Here is a 17,236-nt window from a genome sequence, read left to right as displayed (position 1 = left end):
GGCTATTTTAGCCGTGGGTCGAAGGCGAAAGACAGCGATTTGACACTGTTCAGACAGGCTGGGAAATCTTTGTGCTGCGGGTTGAGCAACATATTGTTTTCTGATGGCACCAGCGTGGACGGGATCAGTAATCCAATCGATGATCCTGACGCCAGCCACTCAGTGCCGACGTCCATCGTGGCAACCGGTGCGGGATCATCACGCCAGCCTGTGGGCCAATCCTGTGGTTGTAACAGCATTATATTACTGTCATCAATCTCAATCTGGAATAACTCAAACTCGCTGAGTGTGGAGCTGTCTTGAATATGTACCAGCGTTTCCAGCATCGCCAGCGAGACACTGCTGGCTAAATAGATAGCAGCGTGACCTTTATGATTCCAGCGGCCGCCATAGATCTCAGCGCCATAACCGGTCCAGGTTGATGCAAGATAACGGCGCATCACAATGCGGTAGAGCATCATAAGTCTCGGCCCGGTTGCTTGTATTTCATCGCGTGCTCATCCCTGTAATATATCCTGATCTTTTCTGGCGCTCAGCTATGAAAATACCCCGTGCTCCAGCCGCCCAATTAAGTCACAGACTTCCAATGCACCTGTTTCGGTTTCTAGCAGAGAGTCAGGGCTGCGGTGACCCAGGCCCTTAATTGGCGTAGACATCCAGGTTATGGCTTTGCCTTTATCACCGCCAAAAAGATCAACTGCCGCATCCATGACACGAACGAAACGTGCAATTCGTTCACTCTCTTCCGGGGTGAACCGACCTTCATGGGAGCGTCTGCGTGTCAGGCTACGGCTGGGAATACCGGTCGCACGCAATACTTCAGATTTAGGCATAGACGCCCACAGGTGGATACTGTCGATGACATCCACAGAAAACCCAATCTTGATACTATCGACCAATACGGTACCGCGACTGGCAGGTAAACCAATTTCACGCCAGAGTGCCCCTGTCTTCGTCGTCGGGGTAGGGTGATATGCTTTCATGTAACCTCCTCGGCCATATGGCTACATATACTATAGCCAGTTGGCCGATGTAATGCAAAGTGTCAGCTGACCTTGACGGGGGTGGGTACCTAAATCATTATATTACGCTGAATTATCAATATAAAAACAAATAATACGCTATTCATGTGGCTGGCATCCGCTGAAAATATCTCCTGGGGGTGTTTTCTCGCGTAAAAAAAGAGCAAAAAGCCGATGCCTGTCAACTTTTGCTGACAGACTGCTTCATCAGCAAGGGGGGACAGGGTATTATCATAGGCAGATATTCCGCACCTGCCATATATAAGGTCGATACTGATGCGCTTGGAAGTTTTTTGCGAAGACCGAATCGGTCTTACCAGAGAGTTACTTGATCTCTTGGTGTTACGCAGCATTGATTTACGGGGGATCGAAATTGATCCAATTGGTCGCATTTACCTGAACTTCTCCCAACTGGATTTCAGTGTATTCAGTGCATTAATGATGGAGATTCGGCGTATTGATGGTGTGACTGATGTGCGCACCGTTTCCTTTATGCCATCTGAGCGTGAACATCGCTCGCTGCGGGCGCTACTTGAATCGATGCCAGAACCCGTATTTTCTATTGATTTAAAAGGCAATCTTGAGTTAGCTAATCCGGCGGCGCGTGAGCTCTTTTCTCTTAACGAGGAGAGAATTCATCACAAAACCGCGGGTAGCTTACTGGGGGGATATAACTTTGCCCGTTGGTTTGAGGGGGGAGAAACGGCGCCTCACACCGAGCGAATATTGATCAATAACCAAGATTACCTGATGGAAATCACACCTATCCATCTGGAAGATGAAAATCAGCATAATCAAACGGTCGGTGCCGTGGTGATGTTGAAATCCACTGCCCGTATGGGGAAACAACTGCAAATATTATCGGTTAACGATGATAGCGAGTTTAAACAAATTGTCGCGACCAGCGTTAAAATGCGCCAGGTGCTTGAGCAAGCCCGTAAGTTAGCGATGCTGGATGCGCCTTTGTTACTGGTGGGTGATACCGGTACCGGCAAAGATCTCCTGGCGCATGCCTGTCATCTGCGTAGCCCTCGCGGGAAAATGCCATTTCTCGGCCTTAACTGTGCCTCGCTGCCCGATGATGTGGTGGAAAGTGAGCTGTTCGGCTATGCGGCAGGGGCTTACCCGAATGCGGTCGAAGGAAAAAAAGGCTTCTTTGAACAGGCTAATGGCGGCTCGGTTCTGCTGGATGAAATCGGCGAAATGTCGCCGCGTATGCAAATCAAGCTGTTGCGTTTCCTCAATGATGGTACCTTCCGCCGTGTTGGGGAAGAACATGAGGTTCATGTTGATGTCCGCGTTATTTGTGCCACTCAGAAGAATTTAGTGGAGTTGGTGCAGCGCGGTGAATTCCGTGAAGATTTGTATTATCGTCTCAATGTGCTGACGATCAATTTGCCGCCATTACGTGAGCGTCAGGCTGATATCATGCCACTGACTGAATTGTTCGTGGCGCGTTTTTCCGACGAACAAGGCGTGCCGCGGCCGAAGTTGGCTCATGAACTGAGCAGCTTCCTGACTAATTATGGTTGGCCTGGTAATGTGCGGCAGCTAAAGAATGCGGTCTATCGCGCCTTAACCCAATTGGATGGTTTCGAACTGCGGCCACAAGATATCATCTTACCGGAATTTGAAGTTGAAGCGGTTCTGGGGGATGAAGTGCTTGATGGTTCGCTTGATGAGATTAGCAAACGTTTCGAACGCTCTGTCCTGACCCGCCTTTACCGCAATTATCCCAGTACCCGTAAACTGGCCAAACGTCTTGGTGTTTCCCACACCGCGATTGCCAATAAATTACGTGAATATGGTTTAAGCAGTAAACGGCCAGCCAGTGATGAAAGCGAAGAAGAATAAACCGCAAGGCTAAAGCCGGTGTAATTAAAAACGGCTGCACCCAGAGGGTCAGCCGTTTTTAATCAATGATCCGGTTTGATTAAAACCGAGAACTTGCTACTTACTTCAGTGCTGCCAGTGCAGCATCATAGTTTGGTTCAGTGGTAATTTCGTTAACCAACTCACTGTAGATAACCTTGTCCTGACCATCTAGAACTATCACCGCACGCGCGGTTAACCCAGCCAATGGGCCGTCAGTAATTGCCACGCCGTACGCTTGTTTGAACTCAGCGCCACGCAGAGTTGACAACATAGTGACGTTGCTCAGGCCTTCAGCCCCACAAAAACGTGATTGAGCAAATGGCAGGTCAGAGGAGATACAAAGAACCACGGTGTTCTCAAGTTCGCCAGCCAGTTGATTAAATTTACGTACAGATGCGGCGCAAACACCGGTATCAATACTTGGGAAGATATTCAGGACTTTACGTTTACCCGCGAAGCTAATCAGGGCAACATCAGATAAATCTTTTGCTACCAAAGTAAAGTTTGCAGCTTTATCACCAGCTTGCGGTAATTGACCGGTAACGGTCACTGGATTGCCTTGGAAATGTACGGTCTGTGTCATTATTTGATTCCCTTTTACAGATGTGTAACACGAAGTTCAGTTTAAGGTAACAATGGCAGCTTGGATATGAGAAATTTGCTAAATAACTGAGATTTTGCCTACGTTAGGTTCTAACGTCTGATGCCAAAGCCCAAATTCTGCCAAGGAGCCATAATGAGAACGATGCGTTTCTACCCTGAGGCTTGGCCTCTGCATTCCACGTTTGTTATTTCCCGAGGTAGCCGCACAGAGGCTAAAGTTGTGGTCGTCGAGATTGAAGAACACGGTATTCTGGCTTTCGGCGAATGCACGCCTTATCCACATTATGGTGAAAGTGAATCTTCGGTGATGGCACAGCTAGCCTTGGTGGTTAAGGCCATAGAGGATGGTATTTCACGGCATGCCTTACAACGGCTATTGTCCGCAGGAGCGGCCAGGAATGCGGTGGATTCTGCGCTATGGCAATTGGAATCATTGCAGAACCGGCAAAGTTTATGGCAAATAAGCCACACCGCCGCCGTATCCCATATTTCAATGGCCCAGACGGTCAGTATCAGCACTCCGGAAGCCATGGCCTACAGTGCCAGTGCATTGGCAAACCAGGGAGCCAGGTTATTGAAAATAAAACTTGATGACCACCTTATTGCTGAGCGTTTGGTGGCAATTCGTACTGCCGCACCGGCAGCAACTTTAATCGTTGACGCCAATGAATCCTGGCAAACAGAAGGTTTGGCTGCTCGTTGCCAGTTACTTGCTGATTTAGATGTGGCAATGCTGGAGCAGCCATTGCCCGCCGGTAAGGATGATGGGTTGCAGAATTTTATTCATCCGTTGCCTATTTGTGCTGATGAGAGTTGCCACACGCGGGCGGATTTGGCCGGTCTGGTTGGTTGCTATGACATGGTAAACATTAAACTGGATAAAAGTGGCGGGTTAACCGAGGCCTTATTGCTCGCCGAGCAGGCAAAATCGTTGGGATTTACCATTATGCTCGGCTGCATGCTATGCACTTCTCGTGCGATCCGTGCTGCATTGCCGCTGGCACCAGGGGCGCGCTTTGTTGATTTGGATGGCCCGACATGGCTGGAGCACGATGTTGAGGGGGGCTTACACTTCTCGATGGGTGCTATTGATTTGTCGGTTTAATCAGCTAGCGTCAATAAATCAATCAATGCGGCCAGATAACATTCACTGGCTGCATCGGCGGAAATCGGCGGTAACTCTGCGGTAATGCAAGGTAAGTTTCGTTCGGCGCACCAACTGCCGAATGAGCCAGGAGTGGCGTAACCCACACTGGTGACGAGCGGTAATGCAAAATTAGCGGCCAACCGAGCCCCTAGCGCTGAGCTGTCGGGGTCTTCAATGCAGGCCAGTGGTTCATGGAATGACACCACCCAGCGAGGGGCTAGCTGGGTAATTAAAGCGCATAAGGCTTGAGTTTCAGGCTCAGATCCTGCGTGTTCGCCGGTCGATAACACCACATCGCGCGCTTGGGCCGCACTATTCCAGCGATACACGGTTTCTCCCGTCTGCCAGTTTTGTGCCGGAAAATTACGATTCAGATCGACACCATTGGCATTCGCCCGTAACCCCAATTGGCAGCCATCCGGATTCACCGCCAAGATCACATGATGGTGCTGCTGTTCGGGTAAAATAGTGCGTAACGCGCAGGAGAGGGCAACAATGGCCGCGCTTTCATCACCATGAGTTCCGGCGATAATCAAACCTGTATTAACCGAGGGTTGAGGGGCAGGGAAGTAAAGCAGTGGCGCACCAAGCAAGGATTGGCCATAGTGTTGACCCAAGGTAACCAAATTCCCCCGGGCTGAACGGGGCCGATACTGAGTTATCATGTTTTCTGTTATCCCAAACATATTCATATTATCTTGTAACATAGCATCTAATTTCGCTGACATGGAACAACAACGACAAGGCTATTGATTATGCGCTATTTCCGTTATGCATTGTGTGCCGCATTGGTTGGCACTGCGCTGGGCGCGGCAAATGCTGCTGATGTCCCAGCAGGTACCGTATTGGCTGAGAAACAAGAGATTGTTCGTCATATTAAAGATGAACCTGCCTCTCTGGATCCGATGAAAGCTGTCGGGTTAATTGAGGCCCAACTTGACCGGGATTTGTTCGAGGGCCTGGTTAATCAGGATGCTCATGGTCAGATAATTCCAGGTGTTGCGTTAAGCTGGCAAACAGCCGATAACCAAACCTATATATTCACGTTGCGTAAAGATGCTAAGTGGTCAGACGGTTCACCGGTGACCGCACAGGACTTTGTTTACAGTTGGCGCCGATTGGTTGACCCTAAAAGTTTATCGCCATTTGCCTGGTTTGCAGAATTAGCTGGGATGGAAAATGCGCAGCAAATCATTGCCGGGAACATGCCGCCAGAAACGCTGGGGGTGAGTGCAGTGAATAATCACACCCTAAAAATTAAACTCAGTAAACCCGTGCCTTATTTTCCAAGCCTGACGGCGAACTTCAGTTTATTTCCGGTGCCAAAAAATGTGGTTGAAAAATATGGCAACGATTGGACGAAAGTCGGTAATCTGGTTGGAAATGGCGCATTTAAGTTACAAGACCGAGTGGTAAATGAGAAGTTGGTGTTGGTACCTAATGAATATTATTGGGACCATGCTCATACCGTACTGACTAAAGTGACATTTATTCCAATCAATCAGGAAGCTAATGCCACTAAACGTTATCAGGCGGGGGATATTGATATTACAGAATCCTTCCCGAAGAATTTATATCAAAAGTTATTAAAAGATATACCTGATCAAGTTTATACACCAGACCAGTTAGGCACATATTATTATGCCTTCAATACGCAGCGTGCGCCAACAAATGATATCCGTGTACGTAAAGCATTATCTTATGCTATCGATCGTAAAATTATTGCTGAAAAGGTATTGGGTACTGGAGAGAAGCCCGCCTATCACTTTATTCCTGATGTCACGGCTGGCTACCACCCAGTAGCGAATCTGCTCCAGCAGCAAGACCAGGATGAATTAGATGCGCAAGCTAAAGCACTGCTTCATGCTGCGGGTTATGGTCTGGATAAACCATTAAAATTATCGTTGTTGTATAATACCTCTGATAATAATCAAAAATTAGCCATTGCCATTGCCTCAATGTGGAAGAAAACATTGGGCGTGGATGTCAAAATGATTAATCAAGAATGGAAGACATATATTGATAGCCGCAACACCGGTAATTTTGATGTTGTCCGTGCATCATGGGTTGGCGATTACAATGAACCATCTACATTCTTGTCATTACTGACATCGACTCATAGCGGGAATATTGCCAAATTTAATAGTGAGGTTTACGATCGTCTACTCAATGAAGCCGGTAAACAGACCAACCCCAAAGCATTGAGTGATGATTATAATAAGGCAGAACAGATTATTGCGGAGCAGGTACCCATAGCTCCTATATATCAATTTACCAATGGACGTTTAATTAAGCCGTGGGTGAAAGGTTACCCGATCACTAACCCTGAGGACGTGGCCTATAGCCAGACAATGTATGTTATCAAACATTGATTGTAATAAAAACGGCTAAGCCGCCGGGATTAACTGGCGGTTTTAATGTCCATTTAATACATGATTAAATAGTTACTGAAAATATTAAAATCTATTTGTGGCTTTTATGTTCGGATTGCTTAGGTACAATTGCAGAGATGGATATCATAAAACCGGTAAGAGATGCCACGATCAACGGAAAGATAAATGCGTCTGATGCTCTCAATGGATTTTTTATATCGAAAAGCATCACAAAGAAGAAGGCACTCGTAGCAAAAGTTGACGATGAATATAATTCATTAAGCTTATATTGTAGATTTTCCAGTGCGAATGGCGGTGTCTTTTTTGAGATACAATCCCAGATGATGTGTACCAACATGTAAGAAATACAAATGATGCAATAGAATATAGCTAAATCATCAGTGGTTTGCGGCAAGTACCAGTGGGAAGCCCTTTTATCCAAATCAGGCTACCAAGCTATTTTTAAGGTAAAGTCCTGTGGTTACTACGCCACCTAGTGCAGCAAATGTGAAGGCAAAAGAAGCGGTAACGGTTAATGCGGGTATTAGGAGTGATAAACCACCAGTCAGTGCAAACCCTGCGCCTGCGCCACCAATTAATGCTTTCATTAATGCAATAATACTTATTTCCATCATCAATACTCCTTGAGCGTTTCGTGTTGGCAATTGGGTCGAATTGTATATCAAAGAAGGTGTTTGCTCTCCGTCTTTAATATTATTTATCCTTAGTTCGTGGTTTGAAGTAAACCGCGTTATGAACTTATTCGATTCCGTCATTACCTCTCATCAGTTATTTTATCCGGGCAATGGGCTATCCTGGCACCGCACCTTTAAAGTTTGGGTTGCTAGCGCTACACTGAGCTAATTGCATGATAAATGCCGAAATAGAGGATGTGGTTGTGGATGTAGTCGAAGGTAAAGCACTTCAAGTCTCTGATGCCGTTTATGCCTATCAGCTCGATGGTAAGGGGGGGGTGATCTCAATCAGTACTGATACTATCGCCACAGCGGAGCAGCCTTGTTGGTTGCATCTGGATTACACCTATACGGAAAGTGAAGCCTGGCTGAAAAATACGCCATTGCTACCAGAAGTGGTTCGTGAGGGGTTGGCGGGTGAGAGTGTCCGCCCTAAGGTCACCCGTTTGGGGGACGGCACCATGATAACCCTGCGTGGCATTAACTTTAATAATGATGCCCGCCCAGACCAACTAGTCACGATTCGGGTTTATATGACGGATAAGTTGATAGTCTCGACCCGTCATCGTAAGGTTTACTCCATTGATGATGTACTGAATGATCTGCAAAGTGGCACCGGTCCCACCAACAGTGGCGATTGGCTGGTGGCAATTGTTGATGGCCTGACTGACCATACCAGTGAGTTTATCGAAGATTTACACGACAAAATTATCGATCTTGAAGATGATTTATTGGAACAAAAGATCCCACAACGTGGGCAAATGGCGTTGTTACGTAAGCAATTGATTGTATTACGGCGGTATATGGCACCACAACGTGATGCCTTTTCTAAACTCGCCAGCGAGCGTTTGCCGTGGATGGATGATCATGACCGGCGTCGTATGCAGGAAATCTCAGAGCGCTTGGGCCGCGGATTAGAGGATTTAGATTCAAGCATTGCCCGCACCGCGGTGTTGTCCGATGAGATTAGCTCATTAATGGCCGATGCGATGAACAGACGGACCTATACTATGTCGATGCTGGCCATGATTTTTTTGCCTACGACTTTTTTGACCGGTTTGTTCGGTGTCAATCTCGGCGGGATCCCAGGTAATACCGACTCTTTCGGTTTTGCGACCTTCTGTATGATGTTAGTTGTGTTGGTGTTGGGTGTTGCTTTCTGGTTAAAGCGCAGTAAATGGCTTTAATTAGTCACGGGACGGTGAGTAAAAGAGTGTGCCAGATAGGGGGTTAATCACTGCAAAATTGAGCCATATCAAGATTTGACAGTTATGACTCAGGCATTATCACTTTGCAGGTGAATGCAACGTCAAGCGATGGGCGTTGCGCTCCATATTTGTAATACTTTTATTTTGAATTACTGCATAGCACATAATTGTTACGATGCCGATGTTGTTTAAACATCGGCATTTTTTTATGTTTTTTATAAGTAAAACCGCAGATTAAGTCAGAAAGTCGCCTCTCGCCTCATTCTGAGCTATAAGCGGAGTGAGGCGAGACTGATGAAGTGCTTATCTAATTTCCAGTACGTCAAGACGCACCAGTGGCGGCTTCTCGGCGTTTTCATCATCTTCCGGTTGCCAGCCAACAGGTTGTAGAGGTAACTCTTCCCGATCAAAAGCCACATCACCGCCATCAATAACGTCACTGTTGTGGGTAATACTTTTAAAATCAAATAACTTATGGTCATTCAAATGTGATGGCACCACATTTTGCATGGCGCTGAATAAGGTTTCGATACGGCCTGGATACTGTTTATCCCAATCGCGTAACATATCCTTGATGACCTGACGTTGCAGATTAGGCTGCGAGCCACATAAGTTACAAGGAATGATAGGGTACTCTCTGATCACGGCAAAACGTTCAATATCTTTTTCACGACAGTAGGCCAGTGGGCGGATTACCACATGTTTGCCATCATCGCTCATCAATTTTGGCGGCATGCCTTTCAGTTTCCCGCCATAGAACATATTCAAGAACAGTGTTTGCAGAATATCATCACGGTGATGGCCCAGTGCTATTTTGGTCGCCCCCAGCTCAGTAGCCGTGCGGTACAAAATCCCACGGCGCAGGCGGGAGCACAGTGAGCAGGTCGTTTTCCCTTCAGGAATAATGTCTTTCACGATCCCGTAAGTATTCTCTTCTACAATCTTGTATTCCACGCCCTGTTTATCCAGATAGGCGGGCAGGATATCTTCAGGGAAGCCCGGTTGTTTCTGATCGAGGTTAACGGCAATCAAGGTGAAGTTAATCGGCGCACTTTTTTGCAGGTTTTGTAAAATATCCAGCATGGTATAGCTGTCTTTACCCCCGGACAGGCAGACCATCACGCGGTCACCTTCTTCAATCATATTAAAATCAGCAATCGCCTGACCGACATTGTGACGCAGACGTTTTTGCAATTTGTTCAAATTGTATTTTTCTTTTTGGTCAACGGATTCTTTTTGGATAACTAATTGTTTCTCTTGCATGTATTTGTGGCTCATATTCAGTTAGGGCATGGCGGAGCATTGTAGCTATGGCGCAAGTTTATCATTCAATAAGTGGGATTGGTCACTATTATATAAAAAGCCGATCAGTAAATAACTGACCGGCTGAATGAGTGCACCCTATTGGCGTGGGTTAATTTCTTATTATGACGGTGCTTTTTCCGCTTTGCCTGCCAGTAAACTCAGGAAGTCATAGCGTTTTTTCAGGTCTTTCTCAGCCTCTGCGTACAACAACGCGGCAACCTCAGGCTGTTGGGTATTGAGTCGGCGGAAGCGTTGCTCGTTGAGCAGTGTCGTTGTCAGGTCACTGCCTGGTGGACGGGAGTCCAGCGCCAACGCAGGTTTACCTTCGTCACTGCGGCGTGGGTCGAAGCGATAAAGCGGCCAGAAACCGGTGGCGGTTAATTGCTTCATTTGGTCATGGCTGTAGGCCAGGTCATAGCCATGCTCTTCACATGGACTGTAAGCGATAATCAGTGATGGCCCAGGGTAGGCTTCCGCTTCTTGAAGCGCTTTGACAGTCTGGTTGAGTTGTGCGCCCAGTGAAATTTGCGCAACATAGACATGGCCATACATCATCATGCTGACACCTAAATCTTTGCGCGCCTTGCGTTTACCGTGCTCACCAAATTTGGTAACCGCCCCCAGAGGGGTTGCTTTCGATTGCTGCCCGCCAGTGTTGGAATAACACTGAGTATCCAGTACCAGCACATTGACGTTCTCAGTCAGACTTAGCACGTGATCAAGGCCGCCAAAGCCAATGTCATATGCCCAACCGTCACCCCCAATCAGCCAGATAGATTTATCCACCAGATAGTCAGCGTCAGTGGCTAATTGCTGTGCATCATTGCCGGGGATATCGCGCAATAACTCACGCAGTTGTGTCACTTGCTCACGCCGTACTTCGGGTGTGGCGTCTTGCTTAATGAGCTGATCAACTAGCTCTGGCGGTAACTGTGATGCCAGTTGATTAATCAAGCGAGTCACCCGCTGACGGTGCTGATCGACTGTCAGGCGGAAGCCCAAACCGAATTCGGCATTATCTTCGAACAATGAGTTAGCCCATGCCGGGCCACGGCCATCCGCATTGGTGGTATATGGCGTTGTCGGTAGGTTGCCGCCATAGATTGATGAACAACCGGTAGCATTGGCAATTAACAACCGATCGCCATACAACTGGGTCAGCAACTTAATATAGGGTGTTTCACCACAGCCCGAACAGGCACCAGAATATTCAAATAGTGGCGAAATCAATTGTGACGTCCGGATATCAATACGTTCCATCTGAGTTTTATCGATTTCCGGTAATTTGAGGAAAAAATCATAGTGAGCTTTTTCTTCCAGCAAATGGTCCAACCGCGGTTTCATGTTTATCGCTTTGATTTCGGGGTTTTGACGATCTTTGGCCGGGCAGACTTCATAGCACAGGTTACATCCAGTGCAGTCCTCTGGCGCGACTTGCAACACATACTTCTGCCCCCGCATATCGCGGGCTTTTACATCCAGTGATTGCAAGCTATTTGGTGCACTTGCCATGGCTTCTGGCTGTATCACCTTGGCCCGGATTGCCGAGTGCGGACAGGCCGCGACACAGTGGTTACACTGGGTACACAGATCGGGCTGCCAGATAGGAATGTTTTCTGCAATATTGCGTTTTTCCCACTGGGTCGTCCCTACCGGCCAGGTCCCATCCGGCGGGAAGGCCGATACCGGCAGGGCATCGCCCAAACCGGCCAGCATGGTAGCAGTCACGGTTTTAACGAAATCAGGTGCCAGATCCGAGACGATCGGTGGGCGCATTGGGCTATGTTCATCAATAGGTTGCAGTGGAATTTCCGCCAGCGCGTCAAGGGTGGCATCCAGTGCCTGCCAGTTACGGCTAACAATTTCCGGCCCTTTATTGCTGTAGCTACGGTCAATCGCTGCCCGCAATTGCTCTTGCGCCATCGCTGTTGGCAAAATTTGTGTCAAATGAAAGAACGCCATTTGCATCACGGTATTGATACGGGCGCCCAGTTTGCACTCACGGGCAATTTTCGCCGCATTAATCACAAACAGACGGGCATTACGCTGATGTAATACCGCCTGAACGTCTTGCTGCAGACGTTGCCACATGTCGTTTGCACTGAACGGGGTGTTAATCAGGAAAATGCCGCCTGGTTTTAACCGTTCAGCCATTGGGTAAATATCAATAAACTGCAATTGGTGACAACCGACAAAATCGGCATGGCTCACCAGATAGGCAGAGTTGATCGGGGCTTCACTGACGCGCAAATGAGAGACAGTCAGGCCACCGGCCTTTTTCGAGTCGTAAACAAAATAGCCCTGAGCATACAGTGAGGTACTGTTACCGATAATCTTAATATTATTTTTAGTGGCAGAGACCGAACCATCACTGCCAAGGCCATAGAACAAAGCCTCCAGTGTGGCACGTTGTTCTATTTTCTCATCAGTCAGTGGCAATGACAGGCCAGTCACGTCATCAAAAATCCCTACGGTGAAGCGTGGGCGTGGCAGGTCTAATGAGAGTTCTTTGAAAATGGCGAGAGCACAATCGGGGCCAAATTCTTTGGACGATAAGCCATAGCGGCCACCAATGATTTTCGGCAATGTAGCTCGTTCGCCACGGCTATAGGCTTCAGCCAGCGCGGTCATCACATCAAGATATAACGGTTCAGCCAGTGCGCCGGGTTCTTTAGTTCGATCCAGCACCGCCACTTTTGTGACTGATGGCGGCAAGACGCTCAACAGATGTTGTGCCGAAAAGGGGCGGAATAAGCGTACTTTCAGGACACCGACTTTCTCGCCACGGGTCAGCAAGGTATCAATCACCTCTTCGCAAGTACCAATAGCGGAACCCATCAGAATAATAACGCGCTCAGCCTGTGGGTGACCGTAGTATTCAAACGGTTTATATTCGCGGCCGGTGGCCTCGGCGAATGCCTGCATGGCCTCGGCAACGTGCTGATAGGTGTGATTATACCAAGGATTGGTGGCTTCGCGGGACTGGAAATAGGTATCAGGGTTGGCGGAGGTCCCCCTGATCACCGGATGATCAGGGGTCAGCGCTCGGCTGCGGTGAGCATCTATCCCTTTCTGTGGCAGTAATTGACGTAATGTGTCATCGCTCAGTGGCACAATTTTATTGATTTCATGTGAGGTGCGAAAACCATCAAAGAAATGAATAAACGGGATGCGGCTATTAAGCGTCGCCACCTGAGAAATTAAGGCGAAATCTTGTGCTTCCTGTACGCTGCTGGCGCAGAGCAGGGCGCAGCCCGTCTGCCGCACGGCCATGACATCTGAGTGGTCGCCAAAGATCGACAGCGCATGGGTTGCAATAGTCCGCGCGGCAACATGCAGCACGAAAGGCGTCAATTCACCGGCCAGCTTATACAGCGTGGGGATCATCAACAGCAACCCCTGCGAGGAGGTAAAAGAGGTCGATAGCGCCCCTGTTTGTAGCGCGCCATGCACCGTGGCGATAGCGCCACCCTCGGACTGCATTTCCACTACGCGAGGGACATCGCCCCAGATATTGACTTTGCCATCACCAGACCATGCATCAGCTTGTTCTGCCATGGTAGAACTTGGCGTAATAGGGTAGATAGCAATAACTTCACTGGCACGATAGGCCACCGAAGCTACTGCACTGTTACCGTCAGTAGTCATCATTAATTTATACCTTCACATTGCAAACTATGCACAGAAAAAAGGGGGGCTGTGACTGCCATCTGTTTATTTGAACTAATAGTGAAATTCTAGCAGAGGGCATTTTTGCCAGTTATCGCATTTGTGTGGCGGGGTACATAACCTAATGCAGCGAATAAGCTCACTGGCGCGAAAAAAGCTTATAGGGTGGCGATTAAGATAATAATTATTACAATTAGAAAACTATTTATAACTTATCGTCAGATATCGAATTTCATTGTACAGAGCAATTATCGCACTACGGTTAAGCGTGTTTGTAAAATAATTGTGAAACTGAAATAGATTTAATGAGCATTTAATCGTGGGCGGGCATAATGTTGGCTCAGTACTAAAATGAGGGAGTGATAATGAGTGGTTTCATGTATTTAATGATGGCGATTGTTGCCGAAGTGATAGCAACCACGATGCTGAAAGCGTCTGATGGTTTTACCCGTTTGGCACCCTCTGTTGTGGTCGTGGTTGGTTATGGCATTGCTTTCTGGGGGCTTTCGCAGGTGGTTAAAACCATGCCATTGGGTATCGCCTATGCAATTTGGTCTGGGTTAGGTATTGTTTTAGTGTCGGTTGCAGCCACTTTTATGTACCAACAGAAACTGGACTGGGCGGCAATTACCGGAATGACACTGATTGTAGCGGGAGTAATGGTCATTAACTTGTTGTCGAAGACCTCAATGCACTGATCATGTCTTTGAGGTTAATGACAACGCTATTTATGGCTCAGTGAGTGACGGGTTGACCGCACCCAGAGGTACTCCGGCGACTGCACGCATAAAGTTTATTTAAGGCTTCCGCCTTTGGCACCCCAAAGGCGCGTTTCCCCTTTATTTGACTTTGTCAGCGGCTCACGCACTACTTAATATCCAACTGATGTATTCCATCTATTGCCAATAACATCGCATAAATCTGATCGACGCTTTTTCTCGGTGACAACGTCACATCCATGGTTAACTCACAGTCGTTATTATTCGCTTCATGTTTTTGCGTCACTGAGAGATTAATGGGCCGCAGGCGAAGTTTTTGCAGCGCAACCAAGACCCTTGGCACGCTCTCTGGCAACAGTTTGATGGCAATATAATGATGCTGACCGAACAGACGATTACTGATTTGGCGGAAGATTTCCAGCACCACTAAGGTCATCAAAGTGCCATAAATACCAATCTCATACAGGCCGCTACCAATCACCAGGCCGATAGCCGCTGTTACCCACATCCCCGCTGCGGTGGTCAGTCCTTTAATCATTTGCTTCTGGATCATAATAGTCCCGGCACCGAGGAAACCCATGCCGCTGACAACTTGTGCTGCTACCCGGCTGGGGTCAAAACTAACGTGTTCCAGTGTCAGTAAATCCTCGAAACCGTATTTTGAAACAATCATAAACATAGCACTACCAATACCCACCAGGATATGAGTGCGTAATCCTGCTTCTTTAGAACGCAATTGACGTTCAATACCAATTAACCCGCCTAGCGCACCTGCCAGGGCAATTCGTAGCAGCAAATCAGTGATCATAGTTATTCCCATTTATTCTTGTACAGACCCCAGGTGTCTGATTATCACCCTGATTAATATTGTTTTTAATATTTTTGCCAAACTTTCACGCCAAAGTACCGCGATAATTCGGTTACTTGCATTGATCTACGCTAATCTAAATTAAATTTTTGCGTTTATGTTTATTTATGTTGTGTTTTAATTGTAACAGATACTATATAAACCAATTATAGCGTTATATATTTTTCATGCCGGAGAAAAAGAATGAAAGCATTATCTTGGTTTGTGGGCGGCGCGGTATTCTTTTTAGCCGCCTGTAGCAGCAATAACCCAACCGACACTGCTTTAAATAATAACGACGCCTATGAGCCCGTGCAACAAGCTACCAGTGCCCACCATAATCTTAATATGGCCAATCCGGCAGCCGTCAACTGTGCCAATGCGGGCGGGGTATTGACCATTGCCAAACAACTTAATGGCGGTAGTGTAGGGATGTGTCAGCTACCGGATGGCAAACGTTGTGAAGAGTGGGCATTAATGCGCGGCGCTTGTCCAGCACGCTGAGACCCTTTATCTTTCAAGTTGCAGGGGTGTTGGCTACTCTCGCTTACCCGAATCACTTACTGATGTAAGCTCATCGGGACTCTCTCGTTTGCCGTCTACCTGCAATCTCGAAATCTATTGGGTATCTCATCCTGGTTGTTACTAACGTATAGATAATCAGGCGGTAATAATATTTGGGCAATGTTCGCCCTTGTCTAACTGGGCAATATTCTGCATGGTAGTAGTAGAAATACTGGTCAGTGCTTCTTCTGTCAGAAATGCCTGATGCCCGGTAAATAACACGTTATGGCAAGAGGACAGACGGCGGAAAACGTCATCCTGAATGACGTCATTGGATTTATCTTCAAAGAACAGATCACGTTCATTTTCATATACATCCATGCCGAGCGAGCCAATTTTCTGCTGTTTCAGTGCATCGATCGCTGCGGTAGAGTCAATCAAACCACCGCGACTGGTGTTGATGATCATCACGCCATTCTTCATTTGATCAAATGATGGTTTATTAAGCAAATGGTGGTTTTCTGGTGTCATAGGGCAATGTAGCGAGATAACATCAGATTCGGCATACAAGGTTTTGAGGTCAACATATTCCGCGCCCAGCTCCAGTGCGGCTTGGCTTGGGTAAGGGTCATGGGCTAACAAACGCATCCCAAAGCCTTTTAAGATGCGCATGGTGGCCACACCAATTTTACCGGTACCGATAATCCCCGCAGTACGGCCATGCATATTGAAGCCAATCAGGCCTTCTAGCGAGAAGTTGGCATCTCGGGTACGCTGATAGGCACGATGAATACGGCGGTTTAAGCTCAGCATCATACCGACGGTATGTTCAGCAACAGCTTCGGGCGAATAAGCCGGAACGCGGACCACCTGAATGCCCAATTCTTTCGCAGCGTCCAAATCCACATTATTAAAGCCGGCACAGCGTAATGCCAGAGTCTTAACCCCAACCTCTTTCAACTGTTCCAGGGTCGTGCGACAAGCATCATCATTGACGAAAATACAGACCGCATCACAACCTGCAGCCATTTTTGCTGTTTTAGGGGCTAACAGAAAGTCGAAAAACTCTAATTCAAAGCCAAAGTCTTTGTTGACCAATTCGAGGTATTTACGGTCATACTGTTTAGTACTGTAAACGGCTAATTTCATCGTGATTTCTCCGCTAAAATATTGTGATCAATCTAACAGATTTGAATAAATCATACAATTTGCCACAATAATAAGTTAAATAGATACTTGTAACGTTCTAATGCCAAAGAGGTCAGGGTTT

The 17,236-nt window shown here is 47.3% G+C and carries 15 protein-coding genes; 6 read left to right on the top strand and 9 right to left on the bottom strand.

The genetic code is table 11. The annotated features are described in order from the left end of the window. Positions 1–2: 2 nt before the first annotated feature. Together AEP37_RS07530 and AEP37_RS07525 are read right to left on the bottom strand one after the other, a co-directional pair. Positions 3–461, bottom strand: a complete 459-nt coding sequence (locus AEP37_RS07530; RefSeq protein ID WP_049612016.1) for an RES family NAD+ phosphorylase — start codon at positions 459–461, stop codon at positions 3–5. Between the two features lie 75 nt (positions 462–536). Next, complete coding sequence (locus AEP37_RS07525) at positions 537–983, bottom strand: DUF2384 domain-containing protein (protein ID WP_049612015.1); 447 nt, start codon at positions 981–983, stop codon at positions 537–539. A 315-nt stretch (positions 984–1,298) separates the two neighbouring features. Here AEP37_RS07525 and tyrR point away from each other — a divergent pair, with 315 nt between their 5' ends. Next, on the top strand, positions 1,299–2,876 hold the full coding sequence (gene tyrR / locus AEP37_RS07520; RefSeq protein WP_049612013.1) for a transcriptional regulator TyrR: 1,578 nt from the start codon (positions 1,299–1,301) through the stop codon (positions 2,874–2,876). A 100-nt stretch (positions 2,877–2,976) separates the two neighbouring features. Here the strand turns inward: tyrR and tpx are convergent, their stop codons facing one another. Next, entirely contained in the window at positions 2,977–3,480 is a 504-nt protein-coding gene (gene tpx / locus AEP37_RS07515) for a thiol peroxidase (RefSeq protein WP_049612011.1), read from the bottom strand. 153 nt (positions 3,481–3,633) lie between these two features. On the opposite strand from tpx, the gene ycjG reads away from it, so the two are divergent. Continuing rightward, positions 3,634–4,605 (top strand): L-Ala-D/L-Glu epimerase, encoded by a 972-nt coding sequence (ycjG, locus tag AEP37_RS07510; protein WP_049612009.1) that lies wholly within the window; start codon positions 3,634–3,636, stop codon positions 4,603–4,605. Here ycjG and mpaA read toward each other — a convergent pair. Beyond that, positions 4,602–5,309 (bottom strand): murein tripeptide amidase MpaA, encoded by a 708-nt coding sequence (mpaA, locus tag AEP37_RS07505; RefSeq protein WP_049612103.1) that lies wholly within the window; start codon positions 5,307–5,309, stop codon positions 4,602–4,604. The two genes, ycjG and mpaA, sit on opposite strands and share 4 nt — an antisense overlap. 93 nt (positions 5,310–5,402) lie before the next feature. On the opposite strand from mpaA, the gene AEP37_RS07500 reads away from it, so the two are divergent. Beyond that, positions 5,403–7,019 (top strand): peptide ABC transporter substrate-binding protein, encoded by a 1,617-nt coding sequence (locus AEP37_RS07500; protein WP_049612007.1) that lies wholly within the window; start codon positions 5,403–5,405, stop codon positions 7,017–7,019. Between the two features lie 443 nt (positions 7,020–7,462). On the opposite strand, the gene AEP37_RS07490 is transcribed toward AEP37_RS07500, so the two are convergent. Continuing rightward, entirely contained in the window at positions 7,463–7,651 is a 189-nt protein-coding gene (locus AEP37_RS07490) for a hypothetical protein (protein WP_049612099.1), read from the bottom strand. A gap of 236 nt (positions 7,652–7,887) precedes the next feature. On the opposite strand from AEP37_RS07490, the gene zntB reads away from it, so the two are divergent. Next, positions 7,888–8,901, top strand: coding sequence for a zinc transporter ZntB (gene zntB, locus AEP37_RS07485; RefSeq protein ID WP_408068323.1), 1,014 nt, complete (start codon positions 7,888–7,890; stop codon positions 8,899–8,901). A gap of 324 nt (positions 8,902–9,225) precedes the next feature. Here the strand turns inward: zntB and ttcA are convergent, their stop codons facing one another. Next, on the bottom strand, positions 9,226–10,185 hold the full coding sequence (gene ttcA / locus AEP37_RS07480) for a tRNA 2-thiocytidine(32) synthetase TtcA (RefSeq protein WP_049612005.1): 960 nt from the start codon (positions 10,183–10,185) through the stop codon (positions 9,226–9,228). A 162-nt stretch (positions 10,186–10,347) separates the two neighbouring features. Beyond that, positions 10,348–13,878: a pyruvate:ferredoxin (flavodoxin) oxidoreductase gene (gene nifJ, locus AEP37_RS07475; protein WP_049612004.1), complete on the bottom strand. Its 3,531-nt coding sequence runs from the start codon at positions 13,876–13,878 to the stop codon at positions 10,348–10,350. 383 nt (positions 13,879–14,261) lie between these two features. Between nifJ and AEP37_RS07470 the strand changes: the two genes are divergently transcribed. After that, positions 14,262–14,594, top strand: coding sequence for a DMT family transporter (locus AEP37_RS07470; RefSeq protein WP_049612002.1), 333 nt, complete (start codon positions 14,262–14,264; stop codon positions 14,592–14,594). Between the two features lie 169 nt (positions 14,595–14,763). On the opposite strand, the gene AEP37_RS07465 is transcribed toward AEP37_RS07470, so the two are convergent. Then, entirely contained in the window at positions 14,764–15,423 is a 660-nt protein-coding gene (locus AEP37_RS07465) for an MgtC/SapB family protein (protein ID WP_049612000.1), read from the bottom strand. A gap of 243 nt (positions 15,424–15,666) precedes the next feature. On the opposite strand from AEP37_RS07465, the gene AEP37_RS07460 reads away from it, so the two are divergent. Further along, entirely contained in the window at positions 15,667–15,966 is a 300-nt protein-coding gene (locus tag AEP37_RS07460; protein ID WP_049611999.1) for a putative hemolysin, read from the top strand. Positions 15,967–16,122: 156 nt separating this feature from the next. Here the strand turns inward: AEP37_RS07460 and AEP37_RS07455 are convergent, their stop codons facing one another. Beyond that, positions 16,123–17,115 carry a 2-hydroxyacid dehydrogenase gene (locus AEP37_RS07455; protein ID WP_049611997.1) on the bottom strand — a complete coding sequence of 331 codons (993 nt, stop codon included), beginning with the start codon at positions 17,113–17,115 and terminating at the stop codon, positions 16,123–16,125. Between the last annotated feature and the right edge of the window lie 121 nt (positions 17,116–17,236).

The organism is Yersinia pekkanenii (assembly GCF_001152565.1).
Classification (GTDB): Bacteria; Pseudomonadota; Gammaproteobacteria; order Enterobacterales; family Enterobacteriaceae; genus Yersinia; species Yersinia pekkanenii.
Note: the sequence above shows the minus strand (reverse complement) of the source record. Positions and strands in the feature narration are given on the sequence as shown.

Coding starts and splice junctions, on each gene's coding strand:
- AEP37_RS07530 (WP_049612016.1), bottom strand. CDS start 461: ATGATGCTCTACCGCATTGTGATGCGCCGTTATCTTGCATCAACCTGG.
- AEP37_RS07525 (WP_049612015.1), bottom strand. CDS start 983: ATGAAAGCATATCACCCTACCCCGACGACGAAGACAGGGGCACTCTGG.
- tyrR (WP_049612013.1), top strand. CDS start 1,299: ATGCGCTTGGAAGTTTTTTGCGAAGACCGAATCGGTCTTACCAGAGAG.
- tpx (WP_049612011.1), bottom strand. CDS start 3,480: ATGACACAGACCGTACATTTCCAAGGCAATCCAGTGACCGTTACCGGT.
- ycjG (WP_049612009.1), top strand. CDS start 3,634: ATGAGAACGATGCGTTTCTACCCTGAGGCTTGGCCTCTGCATTCCACG.
- AEP37_RS07500 (WP_049612007.1), top strand. CDS start 5,403: ATGCGCTATTTCCGTTATGCATTGTGTGCCGCATTGGTTGGCACTGCG.
- AEP37_RS07490 (WP_049612099.1), bottom strand. CDS start 7,651: ATGGAAATAAGTATTATTGCATTAATGAAAGCATTAATTGGTGGCGCA.
- zntB (WP_408068323.1), top strand. CDS start 7,888: ATGATAAATGCCGAAATAGAGGATGTGGTTGTGGATGTAGTCGAAGGT.
- ttcA (WP_049612005.1), bottom strand. CDS start 10,185: ATGCAAGAGAAACAATTAGTTATCCAAAAAGAATCCGTTGACCAAAAA.
- nifJ (WP_049612004.1), bottom strand. CDS start 13,878: ATGATGACTACTGACGGTAACAGTGCAGTAGCTTCGGTGGCCTATCGT.
- AEP37_RS07470 (WP_049612002.1), top strand. CDS start 14,262: ATGAGTGGTTTCATGTATTTAATGATGGCGATTGTTGCCGAAGTGATA.
- AEP37_RS07465 (WP_049612000.1), bottom strand. CDS start 15,423: ATGATCACTGATTTGCTGCTACGAATTGCCCTGGCAGGTGCGCTAGGC.
- AEP37_RS07460 (WP_049611999.1), top strand. CDS start 15,667: ATGAAAGCATTATCTTGGTTTGTGGGCGGCGCGGTATTCTTTTTAGCC.
- AEP37_RS07455 (WP_049611997.1), bottom strand. CDS start 17,115: ATGAAATTAGCCGTTTACAGTACTAAACAGTATGACCGTAAATACCTC.